At 66.2% G+C, this 13939-nt stretch carries 13 protein-coding genes and 1 pseudogene; 12 read left to right on the forward strand and 2 right to left on the reverse strand.

Annotated elements, in window-relative coordinates:
* The 9 genes and pseudogenes from aspA to ASF98_RS07725 all read left to right on the forward strand — a co-directional run.
* Positions 1 to 271: pseudogene (gene aspA / locus ASF98_RS07685) on the forward strand (aspartate ammonia-lyase); the annotation flags it as partial.
* A gap of 21 nt (positions 272 to 292) precedes the next feature.
* On the forward strand, positions 293 to 1858 hold the full coding sequence (locus ASF98_RS07690) for an amino acid permease (RefSeq protein WP_200939325.1): 1566 nt from the start codon (positions 293 to 295) through the stop codon (positions 1856 to 1858).
* A gap of 120 nt (positions 1859 to 1978) precedes the next feature.
* Positions 1979 to 2926, forward strand: a complete 948-nt coding sequence (locus ASF98_RS07695; protein ID WP_055799793.1) for an L-lactate dehydrogenase — start codon at positions 1979 to 1981, stop codon at positions 2924 to 2926.
* A 75-nt stretch (positions 2927 to 3001) separates the two neighbouring features.
* On the forward strand, positions 3002 to 3520 hold the full coding sequence (locus tag ASF98_RS07700; RefSeq protein ID WP_055799795.1) for a hypothetical protein: 519 nt from the start codon (positions 3002 to 3004) through the stop codon (positions 3518 to 3520).
* 140 nt (positions 3521 to 3660) lie between these two features.
* Positions 3661 to 4287: a DUF305 domain-containing protein gene (locus ASF98_RS07705; RefSeq protein ID WP_055799799.1), complete on the forward strand. Its 627-nt coding sequence runs from the start codon at positions 3661 to 3663 to the stop codon at positions 4285 to 4287.
* A gap of 182 nt (positions 4288 to 4469) precedes the next feature.
* On the forward strand, positions 4470 to 5786 hold the full coding sequence (locus tag ASF98_RS07710; protein ID WP_055799801.1) for an ATP-binding protein: 1317 nt from the start codon (positions 4470 to 4472) through the stop codon (positions 5784 to 5786).
* An 8-nt stretch (positions 5787 to 5794) separates the two neighbouring features.
* Complete coding sequence (locus tag ASF98_RS07715) at positions 5795 to 6439, forward strand: transmembrane-type terpene cyclase (RefSeq protein WP_055799803.1); 645 nt, start codon at positions 5795 to 5797, stop codon at positions 6437 to 6439.
* A gap of 3 nt (positions 6440 to 6442) precedes the next feature.
* Complete coding sequence (locus ASF98_RS07720; RefSeq protein WP_055799806.1) at positions 6443 to 7708, forward strand: low temperature requirement protein A; 1266 nt, start codon at positions 6443 to 6445, stop codon at positions 7706 to 7708.
* Between the two features lie 80 nt (positions 7709 to 7788).
* Positions 7789 to 9294, forward strand: a complete 1506-nt coding sequence (locus ASF98_RS07725; protein WP_055799809.1) for a carboxylesterase/lipase family protein — start codon at positions 7789 to 7791, stop codon at positions 9292 to 9294.
* Here the strand turns inward: ASF98_RS07725 and ASF98_RS07730 are convergent.
* The gene (locus ASF98_RS07730; protein ID WP_055799812.1) at positions 9291 to 9896 is read right to left on the reverse strand and encodes an HD domain-containing protein; all 606 of its coding nucleotides are present in this window, start codon (positions 9894 to 9896) and stop codon (positions 9291 to 9293) included. The genes ASF98_RS07725 and ASF98_RS07730 overlap by 4 nt on opposite strands.
* 17 nt (positions 9897 to 9913) lie before the next feature.
* Positions 9914 to 10828 carry a tRNA glutamyl-Q(34) synthetase GluQRS gene (gluQRS, locus tag ASF98_RS07735; protein ID WP_055799814.1) on the reverse strand — a complete coding sequence of 305 codons (915 nt, stop codon included), beginning with the start codon at positions 10826 to 10828 and terminating at the stop codon, positions 9914 to 9916.
* Positions 10829 to 11188: 360 nt separating this feature from the next.
* Between gluQRS and ASF98_RS07740 the strand changes: the two genes are divergently transcribed.
* The 3 genes from ASF98_RS07740 (at position 11189) to ASF98_RS07750 (ending at position 13923) form a co-directional block, all read left to right on the forward strand.
* Positions 11189 to 11656 (forward strand): Lrp/AsnC family transcriptional regulator, encoded by a 468-nt coding sequence (locus ASF98_RS07740; RefSeq protein ID WP_055799817.1) that lies wholly within the window; start codon positions 11189 to 11191, stop codon positions 11654 to 11656.
* Positions 11657 to 11752: 96 nt separating this feature from the next.
* Complete coding sequence (locus ASF98_RS07745; protein WP_055799820.1) at positions 11753 to 13240, forward strand: WXG100 family type VII secretion target; 1488 nt, start codon at positions 11753 to 11755, stop codon at positions 13238 to 13240.
* On the forward strand, positions 13237 to 13923 hold the full coding sequence (locus ASF98_RS07750; protein ID WP_235505699.1) for a hypothetical protein: 687 nt from the start codon (positions 13237 to 13239) through the stop codon (positions 13921 to 13923). Before ASF98_RS07745 ends, ASF98_RS07750 begins: the two co-directional genes overlap by 4 nt.
* Positions 13924 to 13939 lie beyond the last annotated feature (16 nt).

Below are 13939 nucleotides of genomic sequence, written 5' to 3' on the forward strand. Positions count from 1 at the left end.
CCTCGAAGCCGCCTGCCGCACCCTCACGGCACGCTGCGTCCGGGGCATCACCGCCAACACCGAACACCTCCGCCTCACCGTCGAACAATCCATCGGCCTGGTCACAGCCCTGAACCCCCACCTCGGCTACACCACCGCAACCGCCATCGCCCAGGAAGCCCTCGCCACCGGCAAGGGCGTCGCCGAACTCGTCCTCGAACACCAACTGCTCACCGCCGAGCAACTGGAAGAGCTCCTCAGCCCGCAACGCCTGGCCAACCTCAGCAAGTAGTCCCCCACCTAAGGACCCTTCATGACACAGCCCCAGCAGGACACTGCCCAAAAGCAGCCGGCCCAAAAGCAGGCCATCACCGACCACACCATCCCGGCACACGCCCACGCCTCAGAAGCCACCCTCCACCGCGAGGATGAGGGCTACCACAAGGGACTCAAGCCCCGGCAGGTCCAGATGATCGCCATCGGCGGCGCGATCGGTACCGGTCTCTTCATGGGCGCCGGCGGCCGGCTTGCCACCGCCGGACCGGCCCTCATCATCAGCTACGCAGTGTGCGGATTCTTCGCCTTCATGATCCTGCGCGCCCTCGGCGAGCTCGTGATGCACCGTCCCTCGTCGGGATCGTTCGTTTCCTATGCCCGTGAATTCTTCGGCGAGAAGGCGGCGTTCGTCACCGGCTGGCTGTACTGGCTGAACTGGGCGATGACCGCAATCGTGGACATTACCGCCGTCGCGCTTTACATGAACTTTTTCAAGAAGTACTGGGCACCCATTGCGGACGTTCCGCAGTGGGTGTGGGCGCTGACGGCCCTGATCCTGGTGCTCGGCCTGAACCTGATCTCCGTCAAGGTCTTCGGCGAGCTGGAGTTCTGGTTCGCGCTCATCAAGGTGGTGGCGCTGGTGACCTTCCTGGTGGTGGGCATCTACTTCGTCATCTTCGGCACGCCCGTGGACGGCCAGCAGGTTGGCTTCAGCCTGATCGCGGACAACGGCGGCATGTTCCCCAACGGGCTGCTGCCTGCCATTGTGGTGATGCAGGGCGTGGTGTTCGCCTACGCTTCGATCGAACTGATCGGAACCGCGGCCGGTGAAACCGAGAACCCGGAAAAGATCATGCCCAAGGCAATCAACACGGTGATCTTCCGGATTGCGGTGTTCTACGTCGGCTCCCTGGTGCTCCTCTCCCTGCTCCTGCCGTACACCGCATACAAAGCCGGCGAAAGCCCGTTCGTCACGTTCTTTGGTTCCATCGGCGTCGAAGGCGTGGACGCCATCATGAACCTGGTGGTCCTCACTGCGGCGCTGTCCTCGCTCAACGCCGGCCTGTACTCCACCGGTCGCATCATGCGCTCCATGTCCGTCACCGGCTCCGCTCCGAAGTTCGCGTCCCGCATGAACAAGGCCGGCGTCCCTTACGGCGGTATTGCACTGACTGCGGCGGTGGCCGTCCTCGGTGTGGTGCTCAACGCCATCGTTCCCGCCGAAGCTTTCGAGATTGTCCTGAACGTGGCATCCCTGGGCATCATCAGCACCTGGGCCGTGATTGTGCTGTGCCAGATGCAGCTGGCCCGGCTGGCCAAGCGCGGCGAACTCCTCCGCCCGGCGTTCCGGATGCCCGGCGCCCCCGTGACCGGCTGGATCACGCTGGCGTTCCTGCTGGCAGTGTTGGTCCTGATGGCCTTCGACTCGCCAGTGGGAACCTGGACCATCGCCTCGCTGGTGATCGTGATTCCGGCGCTGATGCTGGGCTGGCGTCTCTGCCGGGACCGTGTCCTCGAGCTCGCCGCAGTCCGCGACGGCTTCACCGGCCCGTACCCGCTGGTCGCCAACCGCCCGGGCCCGGGGGCGAAGAACAAGAGCTAAACACATTCCGCTAGCCACGCGTTCCACCGGCGAAGCGTTTCAATAGCGCATGAAGCCATTGCGTGCAGTTCCACCACTAGCGCGGGTCCTGGCACTCCGGGACCGGGGAAGAGGTAGCTCATGTCAGGATCCAAACTTGCGGTGGTGGGAGCGGGAAGCGTCGGCACCTCACTGGCGTACGCCGCCCTGATCCGGGGTTCGGCCAGCAATATCGCCCTATTCGATGTCAATGCCCTCAAAGCGGAGGCGGAGGTCCTGGACCTCGCCCACGGCACCCAGTTCGCCGCGGCGGCCGCCACCGTCACCGGCGGCGGAGACATCGCCGTGACTGAAGGCGCCGACGTCGTGGTGATCACGGCCGGCGCCAAACAGGCGCCGGGCCAGACGCGCCTGGACCTGGCCGGAACGAACGTCCGCATCCTCGAACAGCTCATGCCGCAACTGCTCCAGCATGCCCCGGACGCGGTCTATGTCCTGGTCACTAACCCCTGCGACGTTCTCACCGTGGCGGCGCAACAGATCTCGGGGCTGCCGCCGGAACGTGTCTTCTCCTCCGGCACCGTGCTGGATACGTCGCGGCTGCGCTGGCTGCTGGCCCGCCGTGCCGGCGTCTCCGTGGCCAGTGTCCACGCCAGCATGGTGGGCGAGCACGGCGACACGGAGTTCCCGGTGTGGTCCGGCGCCACGATCGGCCCGGTCCCCATCCGGGACTGGGAAGTGGACGGCGAACGGGTCTTCACCGCGGATTACCTCACCGAGACGGCCCGCGAAGTGACGCAGGCGGCCTACAAGGTCATCGCCGGCAAGGGTGCCACCAACTACGCGATCGGCCTCTCCGGCGCGCGCATCGTGGAAGCCCTGCTCCGGGACGAGAACGCCGTGCTGCCCGTGTCCACCGTCCTGGACGGCCCCTACGGAATCTCCGGCGTGGCGTTGTCCCTTCCCAGTATCGTGGGGCGCGGCGGCGTGCACCGCGTGCTTCACACGCCCATGGACGACGGCGAACTGGCGGCTCTGCAGCATTCGGCAGACACGCTGCGGAACACAATGGGTACGCTGGGAATCTAAGGGCCGCACCCTTCGTTGAACGGTGCGGACACTACAGCCGCACTGCCACGCGGTACCAAGGGAAGGGAGAATGCTGTGCCTCAATTTGCCGGTTCCCTGTCCCTCCCTGTGAGTCGTCGGCTTCGGGCCGCCCTGTTTCTTGGCGTCCTCGCAATCCTGGCCGGATTCATCGGCATGCACGTCATAGCGTCCGCGCACACGCAGCACGGCCCGGGTGCCCTGGCAGCCTCTCCCGCCGGCGCCCACGCAACCCACGCCGCGGCACCGAGTGCAGCGGCGCATGTGGCGCCCGATGCCATGGCGGACGGCACAGTTCACGCCGCAGCCTTGGATCCGGCGTCCGCCCGGCCCATGGGCAGCAGCGCACCGGAGCCGCCGCCGTCATGCGTCTCCACCGGCGAAACCGGTGACATGGCTGCCCCGCACGCAAGCTGCATTCCCGCACCGGCCACCACGGTCCTGTCCGCGCCGCCCCCCGGCACCACATCTTTCACCGGTCCGGAACCGTCCGTGGACACCGGCCGGGTGCTGCACGCGTACACACACATGCCCGGCAGTCCAACGCCCGGCGAACTCTCGATTAGCCGGACGTAAAGCGGGAACTGCACCGTGACGCTTCCGGTGCTTCCACCTGCCCGCTGGATGCCTGTTCCCCGCGTTGAACCCCCGCGCACCGAAGCCAGGCAGCCGCCCCTCCCGGCACCCATGCCGGATTCCCGAAGGACACCACTTACATGAAGAAGCCAATCACTCTTTCAGCCGCTGCCCTGGCCGCGGTCATCACACTCGCCGGTTGCGGCTCGAATGCCACCACCGGCTCCTCAACGATGCCCGCGGACCACGGGGCCATGAGCTCCAGTTCCGCGCCAGCCGGCAGCCCTGACTCCATGGGCCACAACTCCGCGGACACGCTATTCACCCAGTCCATGATTCCGCACCACGCACAGGCCGTGGAAATGAGCGCCATGATGCTCGGCAAGCAGGGCGTCAACCCGGCCGTCACGGAGCTGGCCACCAAAATAAAGGCCGCACAGGGCCCGGAAATCGACCAGATGAACGGCTGGCTCAAGGGCTGGAACGAACCCACCGCCATGGCCGGGCACGGCGAAGCAGGCCACAGTATGTCCGGCATGATGAGCGACGACGACCTCAAGGCACTCGACGCCGCACAGGGCAAGGAAGCTGACAAGCTGTTCCTCACCCAGATGATTGCGCACCACGAGGGCGCCGTGCAGATGGCAAAGGCCGAAATAGCCGACGGGCAGAACAGCGACGCCGTGAAGCTCGCCCAAGGAATCGTTACCGCCCAGGAGTCCGAAATCAAGGAAATGAAGGAGCTGCTGGCCACCGCGGCTCAGTAGCGGCGGAGTCGGCGACGGGCCGCAAGTGTCTGTGAGCGCTGTAGGAGCGGCGGATAGGTGCGGTAGCCGGGTTGCGGCGGCGTAATGCAACGCCGCCGCAACCCTGCGGAGCGCCGGTTCGCATATGCTCAGCTGAGAAGTTCACGCTGGCTCAACGACGAACCACCACAGGAGAAACGCTCATGACCACCTGGCGGATCAGGGATTTCCATTCGGCCGACCTTGACGGCATCCTGCACCTCTGGGAATCGCTCAAGGCCACCAACGTGGAGCCCGTCTACGCGCTCTCCGAAGTCCTGGCCTCCTGCGAAAAAGACCACGCCGTGGTGGCGGTGCAGGGCGATATGGTGGTGGGCGCCGCCGTCGGTCGCGCCGCGCACGACCAGGGCTGGATCGTTTTCCTGGCCACCCTCCCCGAATACCGCGGACGCGGGATCGGCACCTCGCTGCTGGCCGCCGTCGAAAACCGGATGGCCCCGCACGGGCTGAACAAGCTGTCCGCGCTGATGCCGGAGTCCGAAACCCGGGTGGAGGCCTTCCTCAGCCGGGGCTTCGTGCTCAAGAAAAACCTGCGCTACTTCGAACGGACCATCCCGGTCCAGCGCCAGGAGCTCGAACCCCTGGGCCTCCTTGGCGGCCGCATCCTGGCCCGCGACCTCTGGGAGAACGTGGCCGGCATGCGCAACGAAAAGGAACTGCTGGAACGCCGTCTGGTGCTCCCCCTTGCCGAGGCGGACCTGGCGGACGAATTCGGCGTGGTGCCGCCCCGCGCCGTCGTCCTCTTCGGCCCTCCCGGCACCGGCAAGACAACGTTCGCGAAGGCCATCGCGTCCCGGCTCGAATGGCCCTTCGTGGAAGTATTCCCCTCCCGGCTCGCGGCCGACCCCAAGGGCCTGGCCGGAGCCCTCCGGGAAACCTTCCTGGAGATCGCCGAGCTGGAACATGCCGTTGTATTCATAGACGAGGTGGAGGAGATTGCGTCCCAGCGCTCTGGCGAGCCGCCGTCGCCGCTCCAAGGCGTCACCAACGAGCTCCTGAAAATCATCCCGGCCTTCCGCGAGCAGCCCGGCCGCCTGCTGGTCTGCGCCACCAACTTCATCCGCGCCCTGGACACTGCCTTCCTGCGCCACGGCCGGTTCGACTACGTGATCCCCATCGGCCTGCCCGACCGCCAGGCCCGGGAGGCCATGTGGCAGCGGTTCATTCCGGCTGCCGTGGTGGACGACGTGGACGTGGAGCTGCTGGTGGACCGGACCGAGGGCTTCTCCCCCGCGGACATTGAGTACGCCGCCCGGAGCGCATCCCAGCGTGCCCTGGAAAAGGCAGTGTACGACGACGGCGGGCTGGCGTCCGGGGGCACCGTGTCAGTCCGCGACGCGGTCCGAAAGGGTCCCGCCACGCAGGACTATCTCGACGCGATTGCGGACACCCGGACCACGGTGAGCAAGGAGGTCCACCAGGACTTCCTTGAGGACATCGACTCGCTGGGCCGGGTGTAACAGCCGGGTTGATTCTGTTCCTCACGGTTGTCAGCGGCATCGCCTGGACGGCGGTGTACGTCGAGGCAATCCGGATCGGATTCCGGGACCGGAGCTATGCGATCCCGGCGGCAGCCCTGGCATTGAACTTCGCGTGGGAAGCCATTTATGCCTCGCGTTCCGTGGCAACCGCGCTGTCCGTCCAAGGCGTGTTCAACATCGTGTGGGCGCTGGCGGACGTTGCCATCCTGTACACGTTCTTCAGGTTCGGCCGGGCCGAGCTCCCAGCGTGGGTGACGCGGAAACTCTTCCTGGCCTGGGCCCTGCTCCTGGGGGTCACCGCCCTTGCCGTGCAGCTGCTGTTTGTCGCGGAGTTCGGCTGGGACGCGGCTCCGCGCTACTCGGCGTTCCTGCAGAACCTGCTGATGTCCGGGTTGTTCATCGCCATGTTCGTCGCCCGCGGCGGCGCCAGGGGCCAGTCCCTGCTCATCGCCGTCGCCAAATGGATCGGAACACTGGCGCCCACTATCGTGTTCGGCTGGTACACCCATTCGCCCCTGATTCTGGGCGTCGGCGCCCTCTGCAGCGTCTTCGACCTCGTGTACATCGGCTTGATGCTGCGGACGCGGACCGGGCGGTCTGGAGCAGCTGCCGTTCCCGCCGGTACTCTTTGAGCCATGTCCAACAATCCCCTCCGGCACGCCATGGCCCGCATGGGCGGCCGCGACCCGCATGAGCAGCACCGGGCAGCCACCCCGCTGGAGCTGTTTTTCGACCTCACCTTTGTCATTGCGTTCGGAGTGGCCGGAAGCCAGTTCGCCCACGAGATTGCCGAGGCCCACTTCGGTGCAGGGCTGCTGGGGTTCTCCTTCACGATGTTTGCCGTGATCTGGGCGTGGATCAACTTCACCTGGTTCGCCAGCGCGTACGACACCGACGACTGGGTCTTCCGGGTGGTCACCATGATCCAGCTGCTTGGCGTGCTGATTCTGACCATGGGCATCGAACCCCTCTTCCACTCGCTGGTGGAAGGCACCCATGTGGACAACGCCGTGATCGTGGGCGGCTACGTGATCATGCGCCTGGCCCTGGTGTTCCAGTGGCTGCGTGCGGCGCGGCAGGACCCGGCCCGCCGCCAGACCTGCCTGCGCTACGCAACCTACCTTGGGGTGGTGCAGCTCGGCTGGATCGCGGTGCTGGTCATCCAGGCGGACCTGCTCACCACCATTCTGATGACCGTGCCCCTGTACGTGCTGGAAATGGCGACGCCGTACGTGGCCGAGCGCTCCATGCGGACGCCGTGGCACGCGCACCACATTGCCGAGCGCTACGGCCTGCTGGCCATCATTGCCCTCGGCGAATGCCTGATCGGTGCGATCGAAACGCTCCGCGCCATCGTGTCCAATCACGGCTGGAGCGTGGACGCGGCTCTGGTGGGCTTCGGCGGAACGGCGCTGGCGTTCGGTATGTGGTGGATCTACTTCATCCTGCCCGCCGGCCGGGCCCTGCACCTCCAGCGGCACCGCTCCTTCTTCTTCGGCTACGGGCATATCCCCATCTTCGCGGCCATCGCGGCAACAGGCGCAGGCCTGCACGTGGCGGCCTATTACATCGACCACGAGGCACACATCAGCGCCGCCTTGGCCGTGGCCAGCATCGCCGTGCCCGTGGCCATTTTCAAGGCCTCGCTTACGGCGATGTTCAGCGTGATGATCTGCGTGGACCGCACTGTCATTGCCGTGGCCGCGGGCGTCCTCGCGGCGCTGGCCGGCAGCGTGGGGCTCGCCGCCGCCGGGGTCTCGGTGCCCGTCTGCCTGCTGGTGATCGTGCTGGCGCTGGGCGTTTCGATTGTCATTGACGAGAAGCGCGGCACCCACAGGATGAACGCAGCGCTGGAGCAGATGGAACGGGCGGTCTCGACAGGCCCGACCCCCAAGGGGTGACCTTCGACCCTTCAACTGCACCGCCGCGGCTGCCAGAGTGACACTGGGGCGGGAAGCCCCCGCCCGTGAAGGTGGCTAGCATGAACCCTGTCGTCACGACCACACATGGCCAGCTGCGCGGCAGCGTCGAGGACGGCGTGCACCGTTTCCTGGGCATTCCGTACGCCGCGCCCGCGTCCGGAGCGAACCGGCTCCGTCCGCCGCGGCCCGTCCAGCCCTGGACAGAAGTCCGCGACGCCACCCACTACGGCGCAGCTCCCTTCCAGCTGGCTCCCCCGGAAAGTGCAGGCACGGAATGGGACGCTGAGCTGGCCGGCGAGGACTGCCTGAACCTCAACGTCTGGACACCGGACCCGGGCAGCGCCGGCCTGCCGGTGATGGTCTGGATCCAGGGCGGCGCGTTCGAAATCGGCTCGACGGCGGCCTACGACGGCCGGAACTTCGCCCGGGACGGCGCCGTATGTGTGGTGATCAACTGGCGGGTGGGCGCGGACGGTTTCCTGGACCTTGGTGACGGGCAGGCCAACGTCGGTCTCCTCGACCAGGTCGCTGCCCTGGAGTGGGTCCGCGGGAACATCGCAGCTTTCGGCGGTGATCCCGGCAACGTCACTGTCTTTGGCCAGTCAGCGGGTGCCATGAGCATCGGCGTCCTTCTCTCGATGCCGCGCGCCGAGGGCCTGTTCCGGCGGGCCATCCTGCAGAGCGGCGCAGCCCACCATGCGATCCCCACCGAGACCGCCCAAAGAATCGGCGGGTTCCTTGCCGAGAAGCTGGGGGTTCCGCCAACCCGGGAGGCAATGGCAGCGGTACCCGCTCAGCGATTCCTCGCGGCACAGGCGGAGTTGAAGGCGGATCTCTTTGCCGGCCCGGACCCCGCGCGCTGGGGACAAGAGGTGGTCTCCGGCTCGATGCTCTGGCAACCGACAATCGACGGCGACGTCATCCCCCGCAGCCCCATCGAACGGATCGCTGCCGGCGCCGGGTCCACGGTGGACGTCGTGGTCGGCACCAATACCGAGGACTGGAAGCTGTTCCTCGCCATCACCGGTGTCATCGCGAAGGTCACGGAGCAGGACCTGGTGGAATCGAGGAGCGTGGACGGCTTCCCGCCCATTGCGGCATACGGGCTTCCCGCCGAGACGGCATACCGCGAGTACCGCTCCCACTATCCGGACAGTGCTCCCGGCGACGTGCTCGCCGCTGTGGAAACGGACTGGTGGGTGCGGATTCCGGCACTCAGCCTGGCCGATGCCCACGTGACGTCGGCGACTTCAGCGCGTACTTTCATGTACGAGTTCGCCTGGCCAGCGCCCGGCCTCGGCGCAGTCCATGCCGTGGAAGTGCCGTTCGTCTTCGACAGCCTGGACACGCACTCGAGGTTGTTCGGACCGTTGCTCGGGGCAGAACCGCCGCAGGAACTGGCTGATGCCATGCACGCCGCCTGGGTTTCGTTCGCCGCCACCGGCGATCCCGGCTGGCCGGGCTACGACCTCGAGCGCAGGACCACCATGCTCTTCAATACCGATTCCCGTGTGGTGTACGACCCCCGGGCCTGGGAGCGCGAACTGTGGGAGGGCATCCGCTAGGACTCGTAGGAGAGGTTCTCGTAGTCGGTATCGTCCGCCTCGTCCAGGCGGTCGTCCAGTTCCTCGAGCAGCCAGGGGTTCACCCGCGCCAGGATCTTGCGGACTTCTTCGACGGGGACGGCGTCGTAGAGCACCGGCCTGGCTTCGTCGTAGCGGGTCACCGGCGGCTTGTCCGGCCACTTTTCAGCCAGGGCCTTGACGCGCTCCGGCAGTGAGTTGTGCGCGTTGTCCGCGATCTTGACCAGCGTGGCGTCGTGATCCTCGGCAATGAACCGGATGCCGGCCTGGTAATCGTCCGGGTTGTCGTGCAGCCGCTTGGTGACACGCTCGATGATGCCCACCGCGCGCTCGGAGACGCCCATATCCAGCAGTGCCTGCCGGGTGATCGGGGTGTCCTCAGCAATATCGTGCAAGTAGCCGGCAATCCGGATGTCGTCGTCGAAATCCGCCAGGGCATCCCCGACGGCGAGGACATGTTCGCGGTACGGCCGCTTGAGCTTGTCCTTCTGACGGTTGTGCGCCACTTCGGCGAGGACCTTCGCCGTCTCAACAGTGAATCGTGGCTGGGGGACGCTTGCGTCCGTGGTTCCTGTGTCTGGCATGGTTCCAGCCTACGCGCCTAGGCGCCTGTGGCTTTGCCCGTGCCCGTGCCCGGAACACCTGGCCACACCCACGGCTCCCGCGGCAGCGCCGACGGATCAAAGGATTGCAGGACCCGCGGCAGCGGTCCCGGCGGGAGCCCGAGCGATTCGAGAAGGATGCCCCGAACCCGGCTGGCGTCCAGTCCGGCGTCGGCCAGGTCGGCCAGCGTTACGGCTCCGTCGCGCTTGGCCAGCCGGGCGCCGTCGGCATTCACTACCAGCGGTACGTGAGCATATTCCGGAACGGGAATATTCAACAGCGAAGCCAGGTATGCCTGCCGAGGCGTGGACGGCAGCAGGTCGTCCCCACGGACCACCTGGTCAATACCCTGCGCGGCATCGTCCACCACCACCGCCAGGTTGTAGGCAGTCACCCCGTCATTGCGGCGGAGCACAAAGTCGTCCACCACGCCCGTGTAGGTTCCGTGCAGCCGGTCCTCCACCGTCCAGTCGGTGACAGCCGAACGCAGCCGGATGGCCGCGGGCCGGATGGTCCTTTTGAACTCCCGTTCGGCCGGGTCAAGGTTCCGGCACGTCCCCGGGTAGGCGCCCTGCGGGGCGTGCGGCGCGGACGGCGCCTCCTGGATTTCACGCCGGGTGCAGAAACATTCATACGTCAGCCCTGCGCCAGCCAGTCCACGGATCGCCTCCGCATACAGCGGCTCGCGTTCGGTCTGGCGCACGACGCCGCCGTCCCAGGTCACGCCAATGGCCGCCAGATCACGGAGCTGCTCCGCCTCAGCACCCGCTCGGGCACGGTCCAGGTCCTCCACGCGCATCAGGAACCGCCGGCCGGTGGAGCGGGCAAACAGCCACGCGAGTATCGCCGTCCTGAGGTTTCCAACATGGAGTTCGCCGGAAGGGCTCGGGGCAAAGCGGCCGGCTGAAGTCATGCCACCAGCCTAGGCGTTTTGACCATGGAGGTTAGTGGCGCCCCGAACAACACACGTGCAAACAACACAAGAGCCCCTCAGCTACCGATGACTTCGGGGATCCGACGTCGGGAGCTCAGGGGCTCTTGCCGTGTTTGCGGAAAGACGATGCGTGAACAAGTGTCAATCAGCGGCGGCCTCCTTGCGGGAAACCTGTTCCAGGGACCGGGTGGTGTACCGGGGGTCCTGTAGCCTGCGGGATCCGGCGGTAGCCTGCGTCCCTTTGTTGCCATCATATCAGCAGAAGACCTACAGTAGGCGCAACGAGCATGCGCTTCACTGATCAGACTGATCAGTCGTCAGCGCGCGACCAGGCAGGAAGTGATCAGATTGCAGGAACTGGATCCGACGGACCGGCGGATTCTTGCCGCACTGGACGACGACCCCCGCGTGCCCATCATGGTGCTGGCGCAAAAGCTGGGCCTGGCGCGCGGAACTGTGCAGTCGCGCCTGGAGCGGATGACGGCGTCGGGCGCCCTCCGCCCCAACAGCAGCCGCGTGCTGCCCTCGGCACTGGGCCGCGGCGTGGCCGCAGCAGTGAGCGCTGAACTGGACCAGAGCCACCTGAACGAAGCCATTGCCGCACTGCGCAAGATCCCCGAAGTCCTGGAATGCCATGCCCCGGCCGGCGACACCGACCTCCTCATTCGCGTTGTGGCCAAGAGCCCGGACGACCTCTACCGCGTGTCCGAGGAGATCCGCCTCTGCCCCGGCATCGTCCGCACATCCACCAGCATGTTCCTGCGCGAAGTCATCCCGTACCGAACCACCGGACTGCTGGACGCCTGACCCCGCGCTGCGGAGTACCCGCTCTAGGGGACTTCTCCCCATCGCCGCCTCCAGCACGAGGCATTAGGCTGGCCGTGGACTTCAACAGGGGGAAATGTGGCGGGGAACTTCTACGGTGCGGACGTTGCACAGCTACGTCAGCTCGCGAAAGACTTGGCGAAAGGTGCCAGCCGGCTGGACCAGCTGGGCCAACAGTTGGGCAGCTCCATCGCCTCCAGCCCGTGGAAGGGCAACGACGGCGACCGCTTCCGCAGTGATTGGAAGGGAGCGCATACGAAGGCGCTCCGGGAAGCTGCCGCGGGGATCCAGAACGCTTCCAAAGCCCTGCAGCGGAACGCCGACCAGCAGGAGCATGCCAGCACCGGTTCAGCGGGCGGCGGCAACGGCGGGTCCGGCGGCGGCAACCCGCCGGCGGACCGCGCCGCGCAGGAACTGACGGACAAGCTCAACGGTATGACGCCGGCGGAACGCCAGGACTACCTGAAAAGCGATGAGTTCAAGCAGTGGGCGCTGGCCAACCCGGACGCCGCAAAGTCCGCCCTGGACGCTGCCGCCGACGCGGGACTGATCGAGAAGACTTCGCCGGAATATTCGGCGTTCCTCACCGACTACTGGAACCAGCAGGCCATGCGGGACATGGGAATCGATCCCGCTGACTGGGATACGTCCAAGGGCACGGAGTACAACTGGGAGACCATCAAGAAGGTCTACGACTTCTACGGACAGGCCTACCTGTCCAACCCGGACCTGCAGTGGGCCGGGATGGCCAACATGATCGGCCCGTCGTTCGCCGGCGGATTCAAGGACATGGCCGTGATGCGGGACCTCGCACAGCAGATCGCCGACAACCCGGCGTCGGACATTCCGCTGCCGATGCTGGACCAGATCGAACAACTGGCCGGCATGACCGACCAGGAGATCAAGTTCTACGAGACCAGCATGCTGGACATGAACAAGGAGATCTTCCTGGACCAGGCCCGGCAGCACCAGGCCTACATGGACGGTGGCCTGGACGAGATCAACCGCCTCCGCGACTCCGGTGCGATCGACCACCCGACGGCACGCGCCTGGGCCCAGGTCGATTCCGGCGACCCTGCGCAGGTGCAGGCAGGCAACACCACGCTCCTGTACCGGGAGCAGAACGAAATCATTGCAGACGACTACGACACCATGCGCAGCCACCCGGGCGGGGAGGCCGTGACCTACATGGTGACGCTGGCCGGTGAACCGTCCATCCCCGGTGCCAGGAGTTACCCCGAAGTGTTCCCGTACAAGTTCAGCGTGGAAAGTCCGGGGCCGGAAAACGTGCCCTTCACCAACTGGGACAACCCCACGCAGTTCCGCACGGACTTCACCACCGGCTTCCCCGATGGGAACATCGCCAATGCCGATCAGCGCTGGGAGCTCATCAAGCAGGACACCCTGCCGGCCTACCAAAACCTGCTGGCCACTGACCCGGCGGGGGCTCGGCAGATCATCGGCTCGGATTTCAACGACCGGGTGGACCAGTACCGTCCCACCAACAATATTCCGGGCATCATGGACCGCTTTGTCTCCGGCTTCGACGCCGAGGTGCACCAGTGATTCCCGCGCTTCCGTCTGTCCGCCCGCGCCTTAGGCGGCAGGCCGCCGTCGTCCGCCGCGTCCTGCCCGTGTTGGGCCTGGCCGGAAGCCTTGCCCTCACCGGCTGCCAGATCAGCAGCCCCAACGCCACCGAACCGACGTCCGCCGCATCATCTTCTGCAGGGAGCACCGTGAGCACCTCCGAATTTTCCACCCTCGACGCCGCCGGAGTGGATCAGATCCGCGCCACCAAAACCGCGCGGCTGGACATGAGTTCGGGTTCGTTGAAAAAGGCTGACGTGCGGGTTACCGAGGACAGCTACGGTCCGGAAATCAACACCCGCGGCTCGGGCAAGATCGCGCTGACGATTGTGGCACCCAATGGCGAGATCGCGGGCGAAACGGATCGGATCCGGTTCAACACCACGGACCAGAGCCCCGACTTCAGTGAAGTGACCTACTTCCTCACCGCCGATTCGGCGGCTGAGTACTTCGGCCTGATCCGCGACGGCGTACAGCGCTACGGAATCGACGGCGGCTCCGCTGAGCGGTGGATTTCCTCGACGGAGAAGGATCCTGAAGGGAAGAGCGATTTTTCCATCACTCCGGGGACGTCCACCGGGCTGGAGGTCAACTACGACCTCCGGTACGACGGCGCCAAGGACACCCAGGTGATCATCGTCCACGTCAGCCCGGCAGCCTGACTGGCCGGCTGCCGCT

The sequence above is a fragment of the Arthrobacter sp. Leaf337 genome (assembly GCF_001423745.1).
GTDB lineage: Bacteria > Actinomycetota > Actinomycetes > Actinomycetales > Micrococcaceae > Arthrobacter.